The sequence below is a fragment of the Streptomyces sp. NPDC050528 genome, assembly GCF_044457795.1.
Classification (GTDB): domain Bacteria; phylum Actinomycetota; class Actinomycetes; order Streptomycetales; family Streptomycetaceae; genus Streptomyces.
Map to the genome: position 1 here is coordinate 1 of NZ_JBITHH010000027.1, position 22,551 is coordinate 22,551.

General features: G+C 68.3%; 13 protein-coding genes. 4 read left to right on the forward strand and 9 right to left on the reverse strand.

The features are described from left to right. Window positions 1–8,315: amino acid adenylation domain-containing protein (locus ACIBK4_RS50070; protein WP_399006819.1), on the reverse strand; the 8,315-nt coding region annotated here is incomplete at its 3' end. 210 nt (window positions 8,316–8,525) lie between these two features. Further along, the gene (locus ACIBK4_RS50075; protein ID WP_399006821.1) at window positions 8,526–8,852 is read right to left on the reverse strand and encodes an acyl carrier protein; all 327 of its coding nucleotides are present in this window, start codon (window positions 8,850–8,852) and stop codon (window positions 8,526–8,528) included. A gap of 159 nt (window positions 8,853–9,011) precedes the next feature. On the opposite strand from ACIBK4_RS50075, the gene ACIBK4_RS50080 reads away from it, so the two are divergent. Then, a complete protein-coding gene (locus ACIBK4_RS50080; RefSeq protein ID WP_399006823.1) occupies window positions 9,012–9,329 on the forward strand; it encodes an acyl carrier protein in 318 nt (105 codons plus the stop codon). Further along, window positions 9,322–10,674, forward strand: coding sequence for an NAD(P)/FAD-dependent oxidoreductase (locus ACIBK4_RS50085; protein WP_399006826.1), 1,353 nt, complete (start codon window positions 9,322–9,324; stop codon window positions 10,672–10,674). Before ACIBK4_RS50080 ends, ACIBK4_RS50085 begins: the two co-directional genes overlap by 8 nt. A gap of 52 nt (window positions 10,675–10,726) precedes the next feature. Here the strand turns inward: ACIBK4_RS50085 and ACIBK4_RS50090 are convergent, their stop codons facing one another. Both ACIBK4_RS50090 and ACIBK4_RS50095 read right to left on the reverse strand, forming a co-directional pair. Next, window positions 10,727–11,860: an acyl-CoA dehydrogenase family protein gene (locus ACIBK4_RS50090; protein WP_399006828.1), complete on the reverse strand. Its 1,134-nt coding sequence runs from the start codon at window positions 11,858–11,860 to the stop codon at window positions 10,727–10,729. A gap of 45 nt (window positions 11,861–11,905) precedes the next feature. Continuing rightward, entirely contained in the window at window positions 11,906–12,937 is a 1,032-nt protein-coding gene (locus tag ACIBK4_RS50095; protein WP_399006830.1) for a ketoacyl-ACP synthase III family protein, read from the reverse strand. A 79-nt stretch (window positions 12,938–13,016) separates the two neighbouring features. Between ACIBK4_RS50095 and ACIBK4_RS50100 the strand changes: the two genes are divergently transcribed. After that, window positions 13,017–14,492 carry an amino acid adenylation domain-containing protein gene (locus ACIBK4_RS50100; RefSeq protein WP_399006832.1) on the forward strand — a complete coding sequence of 492 codons (1,476 nt, stop codon included), beginning with the start codon at window positions 13,017–13,019 and terminating at the stop codon, window positions 14,490–14,492. A 39-nt stretch (window positions 14,493–14,531) separates the two neighbouring features. Here ACIBK4_RS50100 and ACIBK4_RS50105 read toward each other — a convergent pair whose 3' ends face one another. Next, a complete protein-coding gene (locus ACIBK4_RS50105) occupies window positions 14,532–16,070 on the reverse strand; it encodes a tryptophan halogenase family protein (RefSeq protein ID WP_399006834.1) in 1,539 nt (512 codons plus the stop codon). A 218-nt stretch (window positions 16,071–16,288) separates the two neighbouring features. Further along, on the reverse strand, window positions 16,289–16,501 hold the full coding sequence (locus tag ACIBK4_RS50110) for an MbtH family protein (RefSeq protein WP_399006836.1): 213 nt from the start codon (window positions 16,499–16,501) through the stop codon (window positions 16,289–16,291). Window positions 16,502–16,837: 336 nt separating this feature from the next. Between ACIBK4_RS50110 and ACIBK4_RS50115 the strand changes: the two genes are divergently transcribed. Beyond that, the gene (locus ACIBK4_RS50115; protein WP_399006838.1) at window positions 16,838–17,782 is read left to right on the forward strand and encodes a TauD/TfdA family dioxygenase; all 945 of its coding nucleotides are present in this window, start codon (window positions 16,838–16,840) and stop codon (window positions 17,780–17,782) included. Window positions 17,783–17,883: 101 nt separating this feature from the next. Here the strand turns inward: ACIBK4_RS50115 and ACIBK4_RS50120 are convergent, their stop codons facing one another. The 3 genes from ACIBK4_RS50120 to ACIBK4_RS50130 all read right to left on the reverse strand — a co-directional run bounded on the left by ACIBK4_RS50120 (window position 17,884) and on the right by ACIBK4_RS50130 (window position 22,318). Continuing rightward, window positions 17,884–19,695 (reverse strand): ABC transporter ATP-binding protein, encoded by a 1,812-nt coding sequence (locus ACIBK4_RS50120; protein ID WP_399006840.1) that lies wholly within the window; start codon window positions 19,693–19,695, stop codon window positions 17,884–17,886. A gap of 226 nt (window positions 19,696–19,921) precedes the next feature. Continuing rightward, window positions 19,922–20,716 (reverse strand): alpha/beta fold hydrolase, encoded by a 795-nt coding sequence (locus ACIBK4_RS50125; protein WP_399006842.1) that lies wholly within the window; start codon window positions 20,714–20,716, stop codon window positions 19,922–19,924. Window positions 20,717–20,725: 9 nt separating this feature from the next. Then, window positions 20,726–22,318: an MBL fold metallo-hydrolase gene (locus ACIBK4_RS50130; protein WP_399006844.1), complete on the reverse strand. Its 1,593-nt coding sequence runs from the start codon at window positions 22,316–22,318 to the stop codon at window positions 20,726–20,728. Between the last annotated feature and the right edge of the window lie 233 nt (window positions 22,319–22,551).

The window sequence follows — 22,551 nt, forward strand, 5'->3', positions numbered from 1 at the left end:
TTCACCAACCCACCCTGCGTCACCCCCACACCCTTCGCCACCCCACTCGACCCCGACGTATACATCACATACGCCAACCCACCCTGATCCACCACAACCGACGGCCGACCATCCGGACAAGCAGCCACCTGCGCGGCGGTCACCCGCTCGTCCATAGCCACCGCACGAATCCGCACCTCCGGGAGATCGTCCAGCGTCTCCTCGGTGGTCAGCAACAACACCGCTTCACTGTCGGCCAACGCGAACGCGATGCGCTCCGTCGGGTGCTGAGGGTCGATCGGCAGATACGCCGCTCCCGCCTTCCACACCGCGAAAATCGCGGTGATCACGTCCACCCCACGCGGCAGACACAACCCCACCACCGACTCCGCGCCAACACCCTGATCCACCAGATAATGCGCCAGCCGGTTCGCCGCCGCATCCAACTCCCGGTACGACACCTCCACCCCGTCGGCCACCACCGCCGTAGCGTCCGGAGTCCGCTCCACCTGCCGCTCGAACAGCTCGGCCACCGTGCCGTCGACACCTTCCACCGCCGTGTCGTTCCACTCCACCAGCAGCTGATCCCGCTGCCGGTCATCCAGCAGGTCGACCTCGTGCAACCGCACGCCGACGGCCGCGGTCACCGTCTCCAACACCCGCACGAACCAATCCGCCATCCGCAACGTGGTCGACTCGTCGAACAGGTCCGCCGCCGCGACGACCAAGCCCCGCAGGCCCGCCGGGCGACCCTGGTCGTCGAACTCCTCCTCGACCATCACATCCAGGTCTATCGTCGCCTGCGGCGCCGCCGGGCTGTCCACCAGCGGGTCTCCGCTCGTGGTGCGCACCCCGGCCAGTTCCAATGTGGTGTTTTCCGTGTTCTGCACGGTCAACCGCACCTGGAAGAGCGGATGCCGCCCCAACGACCGCGCCGGAGCCAACTCCTCCACCAACCGCTCGAACGGCACCTCCTGATGCTCCAACGCACCCAAACTCGCCCCCCGCACCCGACCCAACACCTCAGCAAACGTCGGATCCCCCGACAAGTCGGTACGAACCACCAACGTATTGACGAAGAACCCGACCAGATCATCCAACGCCTCGTCATTACGCCCCGCCACCGGGAACCCGATCGGGATGTCCATGCCAGCGCCCAGCCGCGACAACGTGACCGCCAACGCCGCCTGCAACACCATGAACACCGTCACACCCTCAGCACGAGCCACCCCCACCAACCGCTCATGCACCCCAGCCGACACCCGCAACGACACCGCATGCCCACGATGACTCGCCACCACCGGACGCAACCGGTCATACGGCAACGCCAACTCCTCCGGCACCCCCTCCAACACCCCCCGCCAATAACCCACCTGCACCGACAACAAACTCCCCGGATCACACCCCTCCCCCAACAACTCCCGCTGCCACAACGCATAATCGGCATACTGCACCCCCAACACACCCCACCCCGGCGCCCCACCACCCACCCGCGCCCCATACGCCTCGGACAAATCCCGCCCCAACGGGGTCATCGACCAAGCGTCACTGGCGATGTGGTGCATCACGAGCACCAGCACGTACTCGTCCGCGCCGGTCTGGAACAGGCTTGCCCGGATGGGCACTTCCGTCGCCAGGTCGAATGTGTACCGGGCCGCATCGGCCACCTCTTCGGACAGCTGATCCGGGCTCACCCGGCGCACCCGCAGCTGCCAGTCCAGGTCTTGGACGTCCAGGATCCGCTGGTACGGCGTGCCGTCCGCGGCGGGGAACACGGTCCGCAGTGACTCGTGCCGCCCGATCACATCCCGCAACGCCGCATCCAGTGCCCCGACATCCAAGTCGCCGTTGAACCGCACGACCCAGGGAATGCTGTAGAGCGGGCTCGGCCCCTCCAACTCCCCCAGGAACCACAGCCGTTGCTGAGCGAACGACAGCTCCGGCCGTTGTGGACGCGCCCCCGCCCGCAGCGCCGGCCGCGCCCCGCCCTCGTCCTGCTGGGCCAGCCACACGGCCAGCCCCGCCACCGTCGGCACATCGAACAGCAGCGACAGGGGCAACTCCACACCCAACAACGCCCGTACCCGGGAAACCAGCCGCACCGCGAGCAGAGAGTGCCCGCCCAGCCGGAAGAAGTCGTCGTCCACCCCGACCTGCTCCAGGCCCAGCACCTGGGCGAACGCCCCGAGCAGGATCTCCTCGTGCGCCGTGGCCGCCGCCCGGCTCTCGTGCACGCCGGCGCCGAAGTGCGGGGCGGGCAGCGCCCTGCGATCCAGCTTTCCGCTGGTGGTCAGCGGCAACTGCGCCAGCGTCACCACGGCCGCCGGGACCATGTAGTCGGGTATCAATTGCCCGGCGTACTCGCGCAGTTCGTCCGCCAACCCGTCCTCGGCGACGTCGGTATCGGCCGGCACCACGTAGGCCACCAGCCGCTTGTCGCCGGGCAGGTCCTCCCGCACCAGCACCGCGGCCCGGGCGACCCGCGGGTGGGTCCGCAGGACCGCTTCGACCTCGCCGGGTTCGATCCGGAAGCCGCGGATCTGTACCTGCTCATCGGCCCGGCCGACGAACACCAGCTGTCCGTCGGGCGTCCACTTGACCAGGTCCCCGGTCCGGTACATCCGCTCCCTCGCCCCGAACGGGCAGGCCACGAACCGCTCCGCGGTCAGCCCGGCCCGACCCATGTACCCACGGGTCAGCTGGGCGCCGGCGACGTACGCTTCGCCGACCACACCGGGCGGTACCGGCCTCAACGCGCTGTCCAGCACGAACACCCGGGTGTTGCAGAGCGGCACACCGATCACCGGGGCCTCGTCCGCTCCCAGCGGTGACGAAATGGCCGAGCCGACGGTTGTCTCGGTCGGTCCGTACCCGTTGTGGAAACGCCGGCCGGGCGCCCATCGACGGACGAGTTCCCCGTCCAGGGCTTCACCGGCGGAGACGAGCGTGGTCACCGAACGCATGTCTTCGGGCCGCAGCGTGGCCAGCACCGCCGGCGGCAACCCCGCATACGTCACCCCGTGGCGGGCGACCACCTCGGCCAGCCCCGCACCCGGCAGGAGCTCGTCGGCTGCCGCCACCACGAGGGTGGCACCCGAACACAGTGCGGAGACCACTTCCCACGTGGCCGCGTCGAACCCGATCGAGGCGAACTGCAGCACGCGTTCTCCGGCACCCACGCTCAACCGATGACGGAAGGTCGCCGCGAGATTGACCACGCCCGAGTGAGTGACTGCCACACCCTTCGGAGTGCCGGTCGAGCCCGAGGTGTAGATGACGTACGCCAGCCCGTACGGCGCCACACTCACCGGCGGTGCCGTCGGGGCGTACTCGGCGAGCCGGACACGTACGTCGGGATCGTCCAGCACCAGCAACGGCACACCGGACGCCCGGTACATGTCGAGGGGCTCGGACGAGGTCACCAGGACGGTCGCGGCGCTGTCCTCAAGCATGAATGCCACGCGATCCGCCGGATGACGCGGATCCACCGGAAGGTAGGCCGCACCCGCCTTCCAGACGCCGAGCACGGACACCACGAAATCGACGCCGCGGTCCACCAACAGCGCCACCACCGACTCCGCACCCACACCGGCCGCACGCAGGTACCGAGCCAGTCTGTTCGCCCGCGCGTCCAGTTCGGCATACGTCAGCTCGACGCCGTCGCCCACCACCGCGGTGGCGTCCGGCGCCGCTGCGACCTGCGCCTCGAACAGCGCATGCGCCGTCGTACCGATGCCCTCCAACGCGGTGTCGTTCCACTCGACCAAGACCTGATCGAGCTGTTCGGCGCCAAGCACATCGACCGCGTGCACCGAAGTGTCGGGGCCGTCCCGCAGTGTGTCGCCCAGCGCGGTGACGAGGCTCTCCACCGCGGTGCGCAAGAGCCGCGCCACCGCGCGCGGGTCCACCGGGTCGGCCGCCTGCACGCGCAGGTTCAGCCCGTCGGCACCGAGATCGTTGGCCTCCACGGCCAGCGGATAGTTGGTCCGGTCCTGGACGTGGAGCGTCCGGAGGCCGACTACCGCTTCTTCCCACACACCCCCTGGCCGATCGGCGTCCGCACCGATGCCGTGGCGGTAGTTGAACAGCGAGGTGAACAGGGGTGTGTTCTCCGCGATGCCGCTGACCTGCTGTGCCACCGCCAGCGGCGCGTGCTCGTGTTCCAGCAGCGCCGCGAGCTGGGACCGCATCTGCTCCACCGCGGCGCGGACGCCGACGCGGTTGGTCCGCATCCGCACCGGCAGCGTGTTGATGAACGGACCCACCACCCGGTCGGCACCGGTATGCATCCGCCCGAACAACACCGTGCCGAACACCACGTCGTCACGGCCCGAGACCGCTGCCAGTACCCGCGCCCACGCGACGTGCAACACCGTGGCCACGCTCACGCCCAACTGCCGTGCCACATCCCGCAGTTGGTCTACGACCTCTTGCGGCACCGGCAACTCGGCGGTCACCGTCTCCGTGCCGTCGCCGCGGACGTCCAGCAGTCCGTACGGTGCGGTCGGCTCGGTCACATCCCCCAGCAGCTCGGCGAAGAACCGCTCATGCTCCTCACGCGGAACGCTCCGAGCCTGAGCGACGAAGTTGCGCAGCGGCAGCGCCGGCGCCAGCTCGTCGTCCCGCCCGGTCAGGATCGCCCGCAGCTCCTGCACAAGCATGTCCGTGCCCTCGTGGTCCTGCACCATGTGATGCGTGCGCAGCAACCCGAGCCATCGCCCGTCTTCGACCTGGGCGATGTGCAGATCCATCAGCGGCGGCCGCCCCAGATCCATCCCAGAGCCGACCAACTCGACCAATGCCGCGGCCGGATCAGCCTCGGCACCGTCGAGGACATGGGTCACCACCGGCAGTTCCACGTCCCGCAACACCACCTGTACCGGCTCGCTCAGCCCTTCCCACACCACCGCCGTGCGATAGATGTCATGCCGATCCACCACCCGCTGCAACGCCTCAGCAAACCCGTCAAGCCGCGCCCGCGCATCGAACTCGAATGCCCACACGGTCACGTACGGGTCTTTGCCCCCGTCGGCTATGAGGTGGTGGAAGAGCAGGCCTTCCTGTAGCGGGGCCAGCGGGTACACGTCCGCGATGTTCGCCGCGCCACCCTCGACCCCGGCAACGATCCGCTCCACATCAGCGTCGGACAACTCCACCAACGGCAGCATGTCGGCCGTGATCCGCTCCGCCCCCGCCGGGATCAGGTTCTCCGGCACCATTACGGGCTCGGCTGCCGCCGCCTCGGCCAACCCCGCCGGCGTCGGCGCCTCGAACAACGTCAGAACCCTGAGTTCCACACCGAGTCTGGCCCGCACCCGGGAGAGCAGATCGACCGCCAGCAGTGAGTGCCCGCCCAGCCGGAAGAAGTCGTCGTCCACCCCGACCTGGTCGAGTCCCAAGACCTCGGCGAACAGCTCGCACAGGATCTCCTCCTGCACCGTGACCGGACCCCGACCACCACCGGTACCGACCGTGTAATCCGGTGCCGGCAACGCCCGCCGATCCAGCTTCCCGTTCACCGTCAACGGCAGCCCATCAAGCACCACCACAGCAGAGGGCACCATGTACTCCGGCAACCGCAACCCCGCCAACTCCCGCACCAGAGCAGGCAGATCACCCACAACGGCCTCACCCGCAGCCGGCACCACATACGCGACGAGCCGCTTGTCACCAGGCGTGTCCTCCCGGACGATCACCGCAGCCTGAGCAACCCCAGGCTGGGCCCGCAGAACCGCCTCGACCTCACCCGGCTCAATCCGGAACCCACGGACCTTCACCTGCTCATCCACACGCCCGACGAACACCAACTGCCCATCGGGATTCCACTTGACCAGGTCACCGGTCCGATACATCCGCTCACCCGACCCGAACGGGCAGGCCACGAACCGCTCCGCGGTCAGCGCCACCCGCCCCACATAACCCCGCGCCACCCCAGCACCCGCCACGTACAACTCGCCGACGGCACCGGGCGGCACCGGCCCCAGACCCTCATCCAGCACAAACAGCCGGGTATTCGCGATCGGCCCACCAATCACCGGCTGATCACCCACACCCAACGCCACCGACATCGACGCACACACCGTCACCTCCGTCGGCCCATACGCATTCACCAACCGACGCCCCACCCCCCACCGATCCACCAACCCCGCATCCAACGCCTCACCCGCCGACACCAACGTCCCCACCGAACCCAAATCCCCCACACCCAACACACCCAACACCGCCGGCGGCAACGTCACATGCGTCACCCCAAAACGCCCAACCACCTCAGCCAACCCCGACCCAGGCAACAACTCCCCCGCCCCAGCCACCACCAACACCGCACCCCAACACAACGCCATCAGCAATTCCCAGCTCGCGGCATCGAAACCGAGCGACGCGAACTGCAACACCCGGGCACCGGGCCCCGCGCCCAGCTGCTCCGCCTGCGCCACCGCCAGATTCACCGCACCCGCATGCGTCACCCCCACGCCCTTCGGCACCCCGGTCGACCCCGACGTATAGATCACGTACGCCAGCCCCGCCGCACCCACGAACGCCGACGGCCGGGTATCGGGACAAGCGGCGATCACCGCGGCGACGGACGGGTCGTCGACGGCCACCGTCCGCACCCGCCCGGCCGGCAGGTCGTCGAGCACATCCAGCGTGCCCAGCACCACGGCCGCCCGGCTGTCGGCGAGCATCAGCGCGATCCGGTCCGCCGGATACTGCGGATCGACCGGCAGATACGCGGCTCCCGCCTTGAGCACCCCCAACAACGCCACCACCACATCCACACCACGCTCCATCACCACCGCCACCACGGACTCCGCACCCACGCCGATCCCGCGCAGATATTGGGCCACCCGGTTCGCGCGCGCGTCCAGCTCCGCGTAGGTCAGCTCGGCTCCGTCGGCCACCACCGCCGGGGCATCCGGCGTCCGTAGGACCTGAGCCTCGAACAACCCGTGCGCGGTCGCCGACCGGTCCGGTGTCGGTCGGGTCGTGGCGTTCCAGTCCACCAGGATCCGGCGGCGTTCTTCGTCGTCGAGCAGGCTGCCACGACCGACGGGCTCGTCCGGCTCCGCGTCCGTCAATTCCCGCAGCGCCATGACGTAGCGGCGTGCCAGGTTCTCGGCAGTGGAGTCGTCGTGAAGATCCCGGTTGACCTCGGTCTCGACCGTGAGCCCGGCGACGCCGAGCCGGTCGTAGAGGTTGACCTGTTGGTCGTAGGTCGGACCGGAGCTGACGATCCGGGCGACGGCGGAGCAGTCTCCGAAGCGGACCGGGTACTCGAACGACATGACGTTGACGCTCAGTTGGAACAGCTGCGGGCGGTCGACGGCCTTCAGGTCCCGGAGTACGTCCTCGTACCGGTACCGCTGGTGCCGCGCCGCCGTGTGCACGGTCCGCGCGATCCGCCGCACGTAGTCTCCCCGCGACTCTCGCGGGTCGATGCGGACCCGGACCGGAAGCACATTGGTCGCCATGCCCGTCGCGGCCAGCTCACTCTCGCTCTCCCGGCCGAGCGCGGACACACCGAGCACGAGGTCCCGCTCTCCGGTCATGCGGTACTGATGCAGGCCGCCGGCGGCGACCGCCAGACCACCGAGACTGGTGCCGAACCCCGCTGCGGCTGCCCGCAGGGAGGCCGCACCATGGGCCTCGATCGGCCGCAGGTGGCGTAGCACCGCGCTCGGCAGCCGTTGGGGGTGCGGTCCCGACCGGCCGGCGTCCGGCAGATCCGACAGCATGGCCGACCAGAATGCGCGGTCCCGGCGCTGCCGCTCCGAGCCCCGGTAGTCGCGATCCGCGTCGATCAGGACCGAGACGGGTTCGCGCTCGCCGGTGTTCGGCCGCCGTCCCGCGGACAGCGCGTCGTAGTTGTCGGCCACCGCGAGGGCGAACAGCGAAAGGCTGTAGGCGTCGACGACGAGATGGTGCAGCTGTTGGTACCAGAAGAAGCGCCGCTGCCCGAGTACGAACAGGGTGTGGCTGGAGAGCGGGGCGTCGGTCAGCTCCATCCGTCGACCGATGCTCGAACGCATCGCGTCCTGCGCCGCTGCCTCCGGGTCGGGTTCGGCACTGAGGTCGACGACCTGGAGCGCCGGATCCAAGGGCGGGGCGACGTACTGCCGCGGTACCCCGTCCACCACGGTGAAGCGCAGTCGGTAGGCGTCGGCCTCGGCCAGCGCGCGCCGCAGTGCTTCCGCGAAAGTGCCGACGTCCAGGGCGCCACGGATGTCGACGTACTCGCCGACGTTGAAGATGGCGCTGTCCGGCTCCAGCTGTTGGGCGTTCCACACGCCCGACTGGCCGGCCATCAGCTCCCGCAGCTCGCCCCCGGACACAACCATCACCGCTCCCCGAGTCGGTCGTCCACCTGCAGTCATCGGCGGGGCACAGGACGTCCGCCGGGCACTCCGCGATCGTGTGGGTACTTCGTCCGGCGAACACACCGTTGGGCACCACGTGTGCGGCGGCGGGCCGGTCGAGCGCAGGCAGACTAACAGCGCCTGCCTTGGCGGACAGTGTCCTGATCGCGGGGGTACGACACCCCCGCCGCGTCACCTCGGATCCGGGACGGGCAGACCGTGCGTGAGCAGATACTCCCGGCCGGCGCGGTCCACTTCTGGCGTGGCGAAGCCGGAATCGCGCAGGCCCTGTGCCAACGCGGCGACGGTTGGGCGTTCCAGCACCATGACGTAGTCCACCGGAACACCGAAGGTTCGCCGTAGCCGATGCGCGACCCTCATCGCGACAAGCGAGTGGCCGCCCATGGCGAAGAAGTTGTCGTGCACATCGATGGGTTGGTGGCGCAACGCCGACTCCCAACAGTGCACCAGCACTGTCTCCAGCACGTCGCGCTGCGCACCGTTCTGTGAGACGGACACGGTCCCCTCCTTCCTGCGAGAACGGTGTCAGTGTCGCGCGATGCGCCGAGTGTCGTCGGATGTCCAACTGAGCAATGCGCGTCAGTTGCACAAGTGCCGTGACCATTCGCGACGTTCTACCCTCGCCTACCGGGAAGGCCACGATGGGGAAGAGGTCAGATGTCTGGGGATCACTACACACATGTGCTGGAAGTCCTGACGAAGTACGTTTCCGAGCGGCTGCTCGGCGAAGACAGCGCATCCGATCTCACCGACCGCACTCCGCTGCTGGAACTCGGGGTGCTCAACTCGCTGGAGACGTCCCGTCTGGTCGCCTATATCCGCGAGACGTTCGGAGTGCGGCTGGGGCCGACCTCGATGACGGCCGGCAACTTCAGGGACCTGGCGACGATCGCCGGACTCGTCGTCCGTCACCAGCCCGGCCCGGCCGCCGAGGGAGCGCCTTTGGCCGGCACGAATGGAGGCCTCGGTGCCTGAGGACGTCCGGTACGACGTGGGCGTGATCGGGGGCGGTCCGGCGGGCTCGACGATCGCCTCCTACCTGGCCCGGGCCGGTCTCGACGTCGCGGTGTTCGAGTCGTCGGTCTTCCCGCGGGAGCACGTCGGGGAGTCCCTCGTCCCGGCGGTGATTCCGGTCATGCACGACATCGGGGTGACCGCGAAGATCGAGGCTGCCGGGTTCCCGCGGAAGTACGGCGCGGCGTGGACCTCGTCCGACAACCGGCCGACGAGCCCCTTGGACTTCCACGCCGGCTCGCACGGATGGGGTGTCGCCGAAGTCAGCTATCACGAGCGTGACCAGGCCGGTGTCGACCGCGTCTACGCCTGGCACGTCGACCGGGGGCGGTTCGACCTCATCCTGCTCAAACACGCCGAGGAACTCGGCGCGTCGGTCTTCAGCGGCGTACGGGTGAACCGCGTCGACTTCAGCGAACCGGACCGGCCGGTGCTGCAGGTGAACATGGGGCGCACGACGACGCCGGTCCCGGTGCGGATGGTGGTCGACGCCAGCGGCCGGCAGACCCAACTCGGCAACCAGCTCAAGCTGAAGGTGCCCGACCCGGTCTTCAACCAGTACGCCATCCACTCGTGGTTCGAGGGGCTGGATCGGGCGAGCCTGGCTCGCGACCCCGCGCAGGCCGACTACATCCATGTGCATTTCCTGCCGCTGGAGTCGACCTGGGTGTGGCAGATCCCGATCACCGACACCATCACCTCCGTCGGCGTGGTGACCCAGAAGGCACGGTTCAAGGCCGCCAAGGACGATCTGGAGACGTTCTTCTGGGACTCGGTCGGAAGCCGCCCGGACCTGCTCGGCGCGCTGCGCGCTTCCGATCGGCTGCGGCCGTTCAAGTCGGAGGGCGACTACAGCTACGGCATGCGCCAGATCGCCGACGACAGCATGGTGCTCATCGGCGACGCGGCCCGGTTCGTCGACCCGATCTTCTCCAGCGGCGTGAGCGTCGCGATGAACAGTGCGCGGTTCGCCGCCGCGGACATCATCGCCGCCGCCGAAGCCGGCGACTTCCGCCGAGAGCGGTTCGAGAACTACGTGAACGTGCTCCGCCGCGGAGTGAACAGCTGGTACGACTTCATCTCGATCTACTACCGGCTCAACATCCTCTTCACCGCGTTCATCGACGACCCGCGGTACCGCCAGGACGTCATCCGGATGCTGCAGGGCGATGTGTACGACGGCGAGGAGCCGCCCGCGCTCGGCGCGATGAGGGAATTCGTCGCCGCGGTCGAGGCGGACCCCCACCACCTGTGGCACAACCGTCTCGGCGACCTCAAGGCGCCCGCGACCGCGGCTCTGTTCTGAGCCCGTGCGCACAGCGTCGGGCCGGCTCGGGAAGCGGTCGGCCGGACCGGTCCTAAAGTCCCAGTTCTCTGGCCACTATCTGGCGCTGGATGTCGGACGTGCCGGAGAAGATGGTGCCGCCCAGCGCGTCGCGCACGGCGGCCTCGACGCCGTACTCGGTCAGATAGCCACGACCGGCGAGGATCTGGACCGCGTCGATCGCACTGGCCATCGCGGACTCCGACACGGCCAGCTTGGACAGCGCGGAGCCCAGTGGATCGGGCTCCGCGCTGTCGAGCGACCAGCAGGCGCGGTACAGCAGGAGGCGACCGCTCTCCAGACGCAGCTTCATCTCCACGATCCGGTTGGACACCGACTGGAACTCGCGCAACGGGTGCCCGAACTGGCTGCGTTCCTTCGCGTGTGCGACGACCTGGTCGATCAGGCGGTCCTGGAGCCCGACGTACAGGGCGAAGAGGCAGGTGCGCTCCCACAGCATCGACTCCTGGAACACGACCGAGCCCTGACCGCGTTCACCGAGAACGCTCTCGTGCGGCACGAAGCAGTCGACGAACTCGACCTCGCTCGCCGGGCACGACGTCATGCCGAGCTTCCGGAACGGTTCGCCGACCTTTATCCCCGCGGCGCCGCGCTCCACGGCGAAGGCGGTGAGCGCGAAGTGACCAGCGGCAGGGTCGGTGGTGGCGTAGGTGACGAACACGTCGGCGGCGGGGCCGTTGCTGACGAAGCTCTTGATGCCGTTCAGGAGGTATCCGCCGTCGACCGGTGTGGCCGTCGTGGCCAGTGTCGAGACGTCGGAGCCGGCACCCGGCTCGGTCATCGCGTTCGCCGCGACGGACCTGCCTGCGCACATGTCGGGCAGCAGCCGCTCCCGCAGTACCGGTGGCCCGAACCCGGCGATGGGCATGGCACAGGCGAACAGGTGGGCGGCGGCCGCGAAGACCAGGCCGGTGTCCGGGCAGCCGCGGCCGAACGCCTCGAACAGCAGGGCGGTGTCGAGGGCGCCGAGGCCGGCGCCGCGGTACTTCGGATCGACGCTGGCGCCCAGCAGCCCGTGCTCACCCAGCGTCCGCCAGGCCTCGGGCGCGATACCCGGCGTACCGGTCTCCGGCGCCGCCTGCCGACGTGCGGTGGCGAGCGCGGCGTCGTACCGCGCCCGCTGCTGTGGCGTCCAGCCGAACTCCATGGAGCCTCCAACGATCGGTCCTGTCGGTCGGCAAGGCCCGACCGGTTACGACAGCCAGGGCGGCGCGGCGACCAGGCGAATCACCGCGCCGACGATGGTGACACCGGGGCCGACGCCGAGCAGGAGCAGATGCGAACCGGGGCCGACCTCGCCGCTTTCCATCAGATGGTCGAACGCGATGACCTGATCGCCGGCGCCGGCATGACCGACCGTGCTGCCGAACTCCCATGTGGTGTGTTTCAACGGCACGCCCAGCGGCCCCAGCCGATCCTCGACCACTTCGCGGCCGGCGTGGTTGAACGCGACGCGCGTGATCTGATCCAGCTCGACGCCGGCTTCGTGCAGCAACCGGTCGACGAGCCCGACGAAGCGCTGGACGAACTCCAGCCCGCTGCCCGGGCCGAATCCGCCGGCTCCGGCGAACTCCGCGAACCGCGCGCCGAAGTCCAGCTGCCGCCCGAGCGTCGTGTCGGCCGGATGAAGGGGTGTGTCGCCCCGGTGCAGGGCCTCCAGCTCGGTCAGTGTCACCGACGCGACGGACAGCACCTCCGCGAAGCCGGGTGTCCGGCCGAGCACCAGCGCCGCGCCACCGTCCGCCATGACCATGCCGGGGTTGCACCGCCAACGGTCGAGCAACGGCGAGTCGAAGGTGTCGGCGGACACGAGCAGCGCCGCGCTGCCGGCGGGGGCGGTGCGCAGGGCGGCGTCGGCCAGCACCAGCGCGCCGAACATGCCGTTGCACCCCTGCCGGACACCGGTGCCGAACGCGTCGCCGGCCCCCAACTGCCGCTGCAGGTACGTGTACGGCAACCAGCCTTCCGGCCCGGAGTGGTAGACGTCGATGTGAAACAGGTGGCTCAGCGACCGGGCCGGCACCTCCGCGCGGTCGAGCGCCTGTCGCGCCGCGGCACACGCGAGGTCGAGCGCCGGTACGTCGCCGGCCACCGAGACGCTGACGTACCCCGTCGCCTCGGCCTCGTCGGATTCGTACCAACCGGCGGCCACGGCGTCGGCGACGGCGACCCGATCCGCCAGACACACACCTGTGCCGTGGATGAACAGTCCCGGCGTCCGCATGCGAAAACACTAGGTACTCCGCCCGGGCGCGGACAAGCACCATCGGTTTGGACAACCACCGATCGATCGGAGTCACGACATGAGCAATCGCCCTGCCGCGGTCCTGCTGCCCGCCCTGGTCCGCGACGCGGCGCGGCGGACTCCGCACGCCCCCGCCGTACGTGACGGCGACACCACCGCGACCTACGGAGAGCTGGACCGTCTCGCCGACACGTACGCGCACGCGTTGGCGGCCTCGGGGGTCGGCCGGGGTGACCGCGTGGTGCTGTGGACCTCGAAGAGTGTCGACACGGTCGCGGCCATGCAGGCGACGCTCCGGCTCGGCGCGATCTACGTGCCGGTGACACCGTCGAACCCGGCCTCGCGGGTGCGGCGCATCGCGAACGGCTGCGCGGCGAGCGTCATCCTCACCGACGAACTGCTCGACGGCGACCCGCGGTTCACGCCCCTCGCGCGGCTGCGCGCCGTGCCGGACCGGCCGGACGCTCCCGTCCCCGGCGTCGAGGCGGCGCCGGACGACTGCGCGTTCATCCTCTACACCTCCGGCTCGACCGGGGAGCCGAAGGGAGTCTGCATCAGCCACCGCAACGCGTTGGCGTTCGTGGACTGGGCCGTGGCCGAGACCGGGCTGGAGGCCGGCGACCGGCTCGCCAACCACGCACCGTTCAACTTCGACCTGTCGGTGTTCGACCTGTACGGCGCGTTCCACGCCGGCGCGTGCGTCGACCTGGTGCCCGCAGCGCTCGCGTACGCGCCGGAGGCGCTCACGCAATTTCTGTTCGAACGCGCAATCACCGTGTGGTACTCGGTGCCGTCGGCGCTTCAACTGATGGCCGACGACGGCGGGTTGCTCGACCAGGGGCCGCCGCCGTCCCTGCGGGTCTGTGTCTTCGCCGGCGAGGCCTTCCCGATCGCCGATGTGCTGCGCCTGCGCGCCGGCTGGCCCGCGGTGCGGATGTTCAACTGGTACGGCCCGACCGAGACGAATGTCTGCACGTCGTACGAGGTGACGGCGCGGGATCTGACCCGGACCCGGCCGCTGCCGATCGGCACGGCATGCAGCTCCGATCAGGTGCGGCTGGATCCGCCCGGCGCCGAACTCGGCGAGATCGTGGTGGACGGGCCGACCGTCATGCTGGGTTACTGGGGTGGTCCCCGCCAGGACGGGGCGTACCGCACCGGTGATCTCGGCCGGATCGGAGCCGACGGCAATTTGGAGTACGTGGGCCGCCGCGACCAGATGATCAAGGTGCGGGGCCACCGGGTGGAACCGAGCGAGATCGAGGCCGTGCTCGCCGCGCACCCCGCGGTGGACGCGGCGGTCGTCGTGGTCACCGGCACGGGGCTGGCCGCGAGAATCCATGCGGTCGTCGTCCCGGTGGACGGTCACCGGCCCACGACGCTCGGGCTGAAGGCGCACTGCGCCGCAGAGCTGCCGACGTACATGGTGATCGACGCGATGCGACTGGTCGCCGAGCTGCCCCGGACGACGAACGGAAAGGTCGACCGGGCGGCGCTCACGAAGCTGTGTGAAGACGGAAGCGGGGCCTCCTGAAGCGGAGGCCCCGCAGTCACCCGGTGGTGGTCCGGAGAATCAGTTGATCGATGCGAGGTACTCGTAGCAACTGGGCAGGCGCGAGACGCTGTTCTCCGCGTCGGCCCGTATCCGGGCGAGCTCCTCGGCCGCCCGCGTCCGGTCGATCAGCGCCAGCGCCGGCCGCGGATGGCTCGGTTCATGGCCGAGCCCCAGGAGCATCGTGTTCCACGAGTACGTCTCGAATCCGTGGTAATGGGGGTAGATGGTCTCTTCGTCCAGCAGGAAGCTGGAGGCCATCGCCAGGCGCTCACGGAGCCCGTCCGGGATCGGCCGCACCTTCGCCTCCTTCCAGTACTGGCTGTCGTCGCGCAGCGCGGCGCGGTAGTGCAGGACCAGGAACTCCTTGACGCCGTCGATGGCGTGGTTGATCCGCTCGTTGTACGCCGCCGCCCGCTGCGGGTCCCATCGCCGGTCGGGGAAGTGCCGCACCAACTGCTCGATCCCGTGCTGGATGAAGAAGATGCCGGTCGACTCCAACGGCTCCACGAACCCGCTGGACAGGCCGATGGCCACGCAATTGTTCACCCAGGAGCGCTCGTTGCGGCCGATCCGCATCTGGATGTGGTTGGCGGAGAGGTCCTCCCGCCCGGGTGCGGCAAAACCGCGCAGCGCCGCCTCGGCCTCGTCCGGCGAGCAGAACTCGTCGGAGTAGACGTATCCGGTGCCGTTCCGGCCGAACAACGGGATCGTCCAGATCCATCCCGCCGGCATCGCCGTCGCGGTCGTGTAGGGGTCGATGCCGTGCCGTTCCTGGTCCCGCGGCACCTGCAGGGCCACCGCACGGTTGTTGGGAAGGACGTCCTGGAACGACTGGAAGGTCTCCCCCAGCGTCTGGTTGATCAACAGGCCCCGGAAGCCGGTGCAGTCGATGAAGAGGTCACCGGCCACGTCGCCGTGCTCCCCGGTGGTCACATGGGTGATCCAACCCCGTTCGTCCTGGCCGACTTTGAGCACGTCGTCACGGATGTGGTGGACGCCGCGCTCGACACCGAACCGGGTGAGGAACAGCGCGAGTCTGGCCGCGTCGAAGTGGTACGCGTAGGGGAACTGCGCCCGCTGCTCGGCCAGTGTCGAACGCCCGAGTGACTGGTCCACGTCGCCGACGAAGAGCTGCCCGTCCAGCATCCGGGGCGACCTCCGGGCCTCGCACAGGGCCGGGGTGATGAAGCACTGGCGGTCGAAGCCCTGGTCGCGCTCACCGATGTGCAGCCACCAGTCGGCCATGGGGAACCCGTCCACCACCCGAAGGCGCTCGAACGGGTGGTAGAAGTGGTGTCCGGGCGCGGCCCAGTCCTGAAACCGGATGCCCAGCTTGAAGCTTCCACCGCACTCCGGCATCCAGGCCCGCTCGTCCAGGCCCAGGTACTCGAAGAAGTGGCGAACTGTGCTGAAGGTGGCTTCGCCCACACCGATGGTGGGAATGCGGTCGGATTCGACAACGGTGACTCGGAGTCGGTCGCCGAACGCCGCCTTCAGATAGTTGGCGCTCATCCAACCTGCCGTGCCACCGCCGACGACAACTACTGATCTGATCATCAGGCACTCCCGCGATCGGCCTGTATTTTCGCGCCGTAGATAGTTCCTCGTCCCATTCCAGACGCCCCCCAAGTCCCGGCACGCCCAGTGCCTCGCGATCCTTTGAGTGTCACTCCCGTGACCTGCGACGCTCCTGGTCGGCAGCCCTGTCGGGATATCGCACGAGGCGCACCGACAGCATCACGAGACACCGGCGCCGACCGCCGACGCGAGGTCGGTCAGTTCTTCTCCATCGCGGCGATCAAACTCTTGGGCCGCAGATCGGTCCACGACTTCTCGATGTGGTCCAGGCAATCCTGGCGGCCGGCTTCACCGAAAACCACATTCCAGCCGTCGGGTACATCAATGAAACTCGGCCACAGTGAGTGCTGACCCTCGTCGTTTACCAGGACCAGGTACATAGCGTCGGGATCCTCGAAAGGATTCACCACCGCACCACCTTTCATCACTGATCTGTGAACGCCGCATCCACGGCGCCCGACTCTCGGACCGCGCCGTCGGTGCCGTACAACCGACGCCGGGACCGCAGTTGGACAAGGCGACGACAGGTAACTCGTCGTGTCACCGACTTTATTCGGTCCTTCCGGAAGTCACCACAACCACATTGAACGAGTGGAATTCACGCTGGTCAGGCTCTGACGTATGAGAGACACTGACGACCGTTGACGGCCTTGTCCCGGGGAGCAGTTTTGGCTGCGTATTTCCATCACGGCGGCCATCGGGCAGCCCGTCCCGTCCCCTCCCTGGGCGTTCCAGGATGGGAGGACATGATGGACAGCACCGCGGAGGTCGGCCGGCCCTGGAGGCCGCAGGAGATCACCAGTGGGTCCGCCGGTACGCGGGATCTGGCCGGCTGGCTCGCCGACCTGGGCCCGGACCGGCTCACCTCGCTGCTCGTCTCGCAAAAGGCGCTGGTCTTCCGGGACTTCGGCGTCACGCCCGAGTCCGTCGACACGGTATTCGATCGGCTGGTCCCGGACCGGCTCCCCTACGTCCACGGCAACTCGCCGCGCACTCGGGTGGGCCGCAACCTCTACACGTCCACCGAATACCCGCCGCAGTTCACCATCTCGATGCACAACGAGCTCAGTTACGCCCACCGCTGGCCGGCACGGCTCGCCTTCTACTGCGAGAAGGCCGCGGCGAGCGGAGGCGCGACTCCCGTGCTCGACGGTGAACTGTGGCTCGACTCGCTCGACCCCGAGATCCGTGAGGCGTTCGCCGACGGCATCCTGTACATACAGAATCTGCACGACGGATTCGGCTTCGGAAAGAGCTGGCAGGACACCTTCGAGACGGACGACCGCAAAGCCGTCGAAGAGTTTCTCGCCCGGTCCGAGGCCGAATGGGAGTGGAGCCACGACGGCATCCGCATCGTCCAGCATCGCGCCGTGACCACGAAACACCCGGTCACCGGCGCCTCGGTCTGGTTCAACCAGGCGGATCAGTGGCACCCGGCGGGACTCGGCGACAAGGCCGCGTCCGACCTGTACGACATCCTTGAGCCGGACGAGTTCCCGCAGTACGTGACGTTCGCCGACGGCACCCCGATCCCGGACTCCTATGTCGAGCAGATCCAGCAGCGGGGGCTGCGGAACGCGGTCGACGTGGACTGGCGGGCCGGTGACGTGCTGTTGATCGACAACGTTCTCGCCGCGCACGGCCGGCGTCCGTTCGAGGGCACCCGCCGGGTCCTGGTCGCGATGGCCTAGTGAGCCGGCCCTGAGTCCACGTCGAAGCACGTGAGCCGTGGTGGGTTCCGGACCGCGGCTCAGGCGGTGCGGCATCCGCCACCGGCGTCCCCGGACAGGTCCTAGCCCGCGCCGCCCTCCTCCGTGGTGGCCGAGTGGCCGGGTACGGGATCCTCGGTCTGGTGGAAGAACTGGATGCTGTACAGGTCCGCGTACAACCCGCCGGCGGCCAGCAGATGCTCGTGGGTACCGCGTTCCTTGATCTGGCCGTCGTCGACGACCAGTATCTGGTCCGCCTGCCGAACCGTGGACAACCGGTGTGCGATCACCAGCGAGGTCCGGCCGGCCAGTGCCGTGTCGAGCACGCGCTGGATCGCTCGCTCGGACTCCGAGTCCAGATGCGCGGTGGCCTCGTCGAGCACGACGACCGGCGGTGACTTGAGCAGCAGCCGGGCCAGGGCGATCCGCTGCTTCTCCCCGCCGGACAGCCGGTAGCCGCGCTCACCGACGAGCGTGTCGAGGCCGTCGGGAAGCGACGAGATCACCCCCCAGACCCGGGCCGCTTCGCACACGTCGATCAGCTCCCGCTCGGTCGCGTCCGGACTCGCGTACAGGAGATTGGCCCGGATCGTGTCGTGGAACAGGTGGGCGTCCTGGGTGACGACTCCGACGGCGTCGCCCAGGGAGCGCAGGGTCACGTCGCGGACGTCCTCGCCGCCGATCCGCACCATCCCCGACGTGGGGTCGTAGAGACGGGCCACCAGCTGACTGATCGTCGTCTTCCCCGCGCCGGACGGGCCGACCAGCGCGGTCAGCTGTCCGCCGGGTACCCGAAAGCTCACGTCCCGCAGGATCCGCGCGTCGTTGGGCCGCTCCAGCGAGGGCAAGGAGATCGACTCCAGCGAGGCGAGCGACACCTCCTCGGCGCTCGGGAAGCGGAAGGAGACCCGGTCGAACTCGATGTCCGGGGCCTTCCCCTCGTCGGCTCCGGTGACCCGCAACGGGCAGGCGCCGGCCCGCTCTTCGATGAGCGGCCGGCGGTCGAGCACCTCGAAGATGCGATCGAAGCTGACCAGCGCGGCCAGGACCTGGACGTGCATGCTGGACAGCTGGTTGATCGGACCGAACAGCCGCAGCAACAGGGTCGCCAGGGCGACGAGTGTGCCCACCTCGAGTTCGCCGTCGACGACGAGCTTGCCACCGAGTCCGTACACCATGGCGGACGTCACCGCTGTGAGCACGGTGAAGACCATGACGAGCATCTGTCCCCAGACCATCTGGGCGGTCGCGATGTCGCGCACGCCGGCCGCCCGGCCGGAGAACGCGTCGGCATCCCGCTCCAGGTTTCCGTAGAGCTTCGCGAGCATCGCCCCGGACACGTTGAACCGCTCGTTCATCAGGGAGGCCATCTCCGCATCGAGTTCCATGCGGCGTCGCGTCAGTCGCTGCAGCCTCCGCCCGATCGCCTTGGTCGGCAGCAGGAAGAGGGGAATCATCGCCAGCACGATGAGAGCGATCTGCCACGACAGATAGAACATCGTGAGGATCACGAGGATGAGCGTCAGTATGGTGGACGTCGCTTGGGACAGCAGTGTCGTCACCGCCTGCTGGGCGCCAATGACATCGCTGTTCAGCCGGCTGACCAGTGCGCCGGTCTGGGTTCGGGTGAAGAAGGCGAGCGGCTGCCGCTGTACATGGACGTACACCTCGGTACGCATGTCGTAGAGCACTCCCTGGCCCACACGGGCCGACAGCCAGGTCTGGCCGTAGATCGCCGCGGCGTCCACGAGTGCGAGTCCGACGAGGAGCAGCGACAGCATCGTGATGACCGTGGGCCGCCGGGGAGTGAGCCCGTCGTCGATGATGAATTTGAGAATGATCGGTCCCATGGCCGCGATGCCCGCGTGCAGTGCTGTCGTCACAAGCAGCAGCACCAGCGATCCGCGATATCCACGGGCGTACAGAACAGCTCGTCGCAGGGTTCCGGGACTTATCTTGTGACGCCTGACCGAGTCAAGGTCCAAGGGCATCCTCATGGAATTCGCGTTTGGGCCGCCTCTCATAGACACACTACGAGGCCCTTCGTCCCGTGCGGAAATATCCCGCTGTTGTGATCTCGCTCGCGACTTAATTGACTTGGCGCCCGTGGAAGAGCTGCGCCTAGTTCTTGTCCAGGAACTCGATGATTGCCGTGTTCACTTCGTGCGGGCGCTCAAGGTATCCGAGGTGCCCGGAGTCCGGGATTTCCATGTAGTCGCAGTCCGGAATGGCCTCGGCCACCTCGGCACAGAGATATGGCGGCGCTATGAGGTCGTCGGCGAACGCGATGACCCGGCACGGCACGGTGACGCCGCGAAGCAGCTCGCGCCGGTCGGTGAACGTGTCGATCCACACTTGACCGGTGGTGGTGTCGCCGGCCAACTCCAGGATTTCCAGCCATGAGGACGCTGCCGCGTCGTCGTTCAATGTCGCCGGCGACAGCATCTGAAGCGCCGTGGTGACGGCGTCATGGCTTCGAGGTATCCGGACGCCGCTCTCCAACAGCGCCCGCTGTGCCAGCACTTGCGCCCTCCGGATCGCGTCCGGCCTGGCCCGAGTGGCCATCAGGACGGCACATCGCACCAGGTGCGGCCATCCGATCGCCAGTTCCTGTGCGACGATCGCGCCCATGGAGGTGCCGACGATCCGGCAGGGTGCCAGGTCAAGCGCTTCGATGAGTTCCTTGGTGTCGGCGACCAGGTCTTCGAGCGCATACATGCCCTCGGGGGCGTCCGAGGGCGGAACACCCCGGTTGTTGAACGCGACGGTCTGATATCCCGCCCGGTGCAGCGCCGGCGTCTGGTGAAGCGTCCAGACATGGCCGGCCGCCCCCGAACCCATGATCAGCAGTACGTTGTCGCCCTGGCCCGAGCGCTGGTAGGAGAGCCGGATGCCGTTGGCGTGCAGGTAGGCCATGTCGGTGCCCTACCAGTTCCACTCTCGCTTGTTGAACAGATGCTCGGCGGTGACGCCGTGGTCGGAGCACCAGCCCAGGAACTCGTCGATCTGCTTCAGCTGGTAGGTGTCCTCGTTGTACGTCGTCGCCATGACGTGGCCCTGCCAGCTCTCCTCGCCCATGGCGTAGACGTACGCCTCGTCGGCGCCCAGCTCCGTCATGATCGCGGCAGCCTGCTGTGCGTTCGATCCCGACAGCTTGCGCGAGTCGCTCATCTTCTTGGTCACGGGTCGCGTCAGCAGACCCTTGTAGAGCCAGGTCAGCGGTGCTCCGTCGCACTCCATTCCGAGGAATGCCATGTCGACCTTGCCGAACTGGCCGCGGATGTACCGGTAGAGCACGGGGTCGATGCCGGAGGAGTCCGCTCCGATGAACACCGACGACCCGGCCAGCTGGACCACGTAGGTCGACTTGGCACGGATGTCCAGGTCGCAGTGCTCGCCGAGGAACGGCGTGGCCACCAACTTGACGCCACCGGGAAGGGGAACCTCGTCGAAGTCGTCCACCTCGATCACCGAGAAACCCTGGTGCCGCAGGTACAGCGCGATAGAAGGGTCGCAGAGGTTGCCTCGGGACGAGCGCGGCACGACCACCGCGTCGAGCCGCGAACGGAGTTGAAGCAGGGTCTCCAGGACGATGTGGTCCTGGTGTCCGTGAGTAATGACGGCGAGGTCGATGTGGTCCGGAAGATCGTCGAGGGTGTACCGGTCGCCGGCTCGGTTGTCGGTGCTGATGAAGGGGTCGGTCACGATGGCGGCTTCGGGTGTCTGCAGGACCAGGCACGCGTGCCCGAAGTAGCGGATCCGACCGCCGCGCTCGATGTGCCGGTCCGGGGCCAGGCTCGGCTCCGGGGCGAGCAGCCTGTCGAGCTGTACCGCCTGGGCGTCGTCGAACTCGAGCACTTCTCGGAGGTGAGCCGCCGTGGTGGCCCGCGTCCTGGCCTTGAAAAGCTCGTCCAGGCCCGGATGCGTGAACGCGTAGGGCAGGTCGATGACTTGCGGGGACGGCAGCCGGGGCGTGGCAAGGATGAACGGGCGCTCGACCCCGTCGTCAAGTGACAGTTGCACCGATTGGCGCCGCACGTCGTAGATCGGGCTGTGGTACGCCAATGGTTCGCTGTAGCGCATGGACGCCTGGTTATTGGTGTCGTAAGCCAGTTCCACCAGGCCGTTGAGCGCGGGCGGAAGTTTCGCGTAGAGCGGGGTGAGGTCGAATCCGGTCGCGCTCTGCCGCAGCAGTTCTTCGGCTTCGGCGACGGCGGCGGCGAAATCGAGCATGTCCGCCCGGTCTCGTTTGATGCTGTCGAGCAGCGCGGCTACCTCAGCGCTGCGTTCCTCCCCGATACCGATGAAGTATCCGCCCCGTAACTCAGGGTTGGTGCTGGCCGCAACATGCACTTTCGGGGAGTGCAGATATGACTCAAGCAGTGGGACTTGAACGTTTGCCAGGTTCATTGCTCCCTGGACGGGGGCAACAAGGTGTAACCACGCGTAAAACCGGTCAACGAGTGGCTCGATGATCGCATTCGAGCGGAGAAACACCGGCTCATTGCCATCCCCCATCTGCTTCCCTCTCTTGAAACAAATGTCGACGTCGCCGCTCGGGCAAAGCCTCGCATTGCCGGGTCCGTGCCTCCGGGCCGGACCATCACATCTCAGCCCGGGAAGTCCGTCAATGCCGGGGGGGGGCCCCCCCCCCGGGGGGGGGGGGGCCCGCGCGGGGGGGGGACAAGAGATACCCGGGGGGGCGCCCCCCCCCCCCCCCCGCGGGCAGACAGCCCAACGGAGATTCGGAC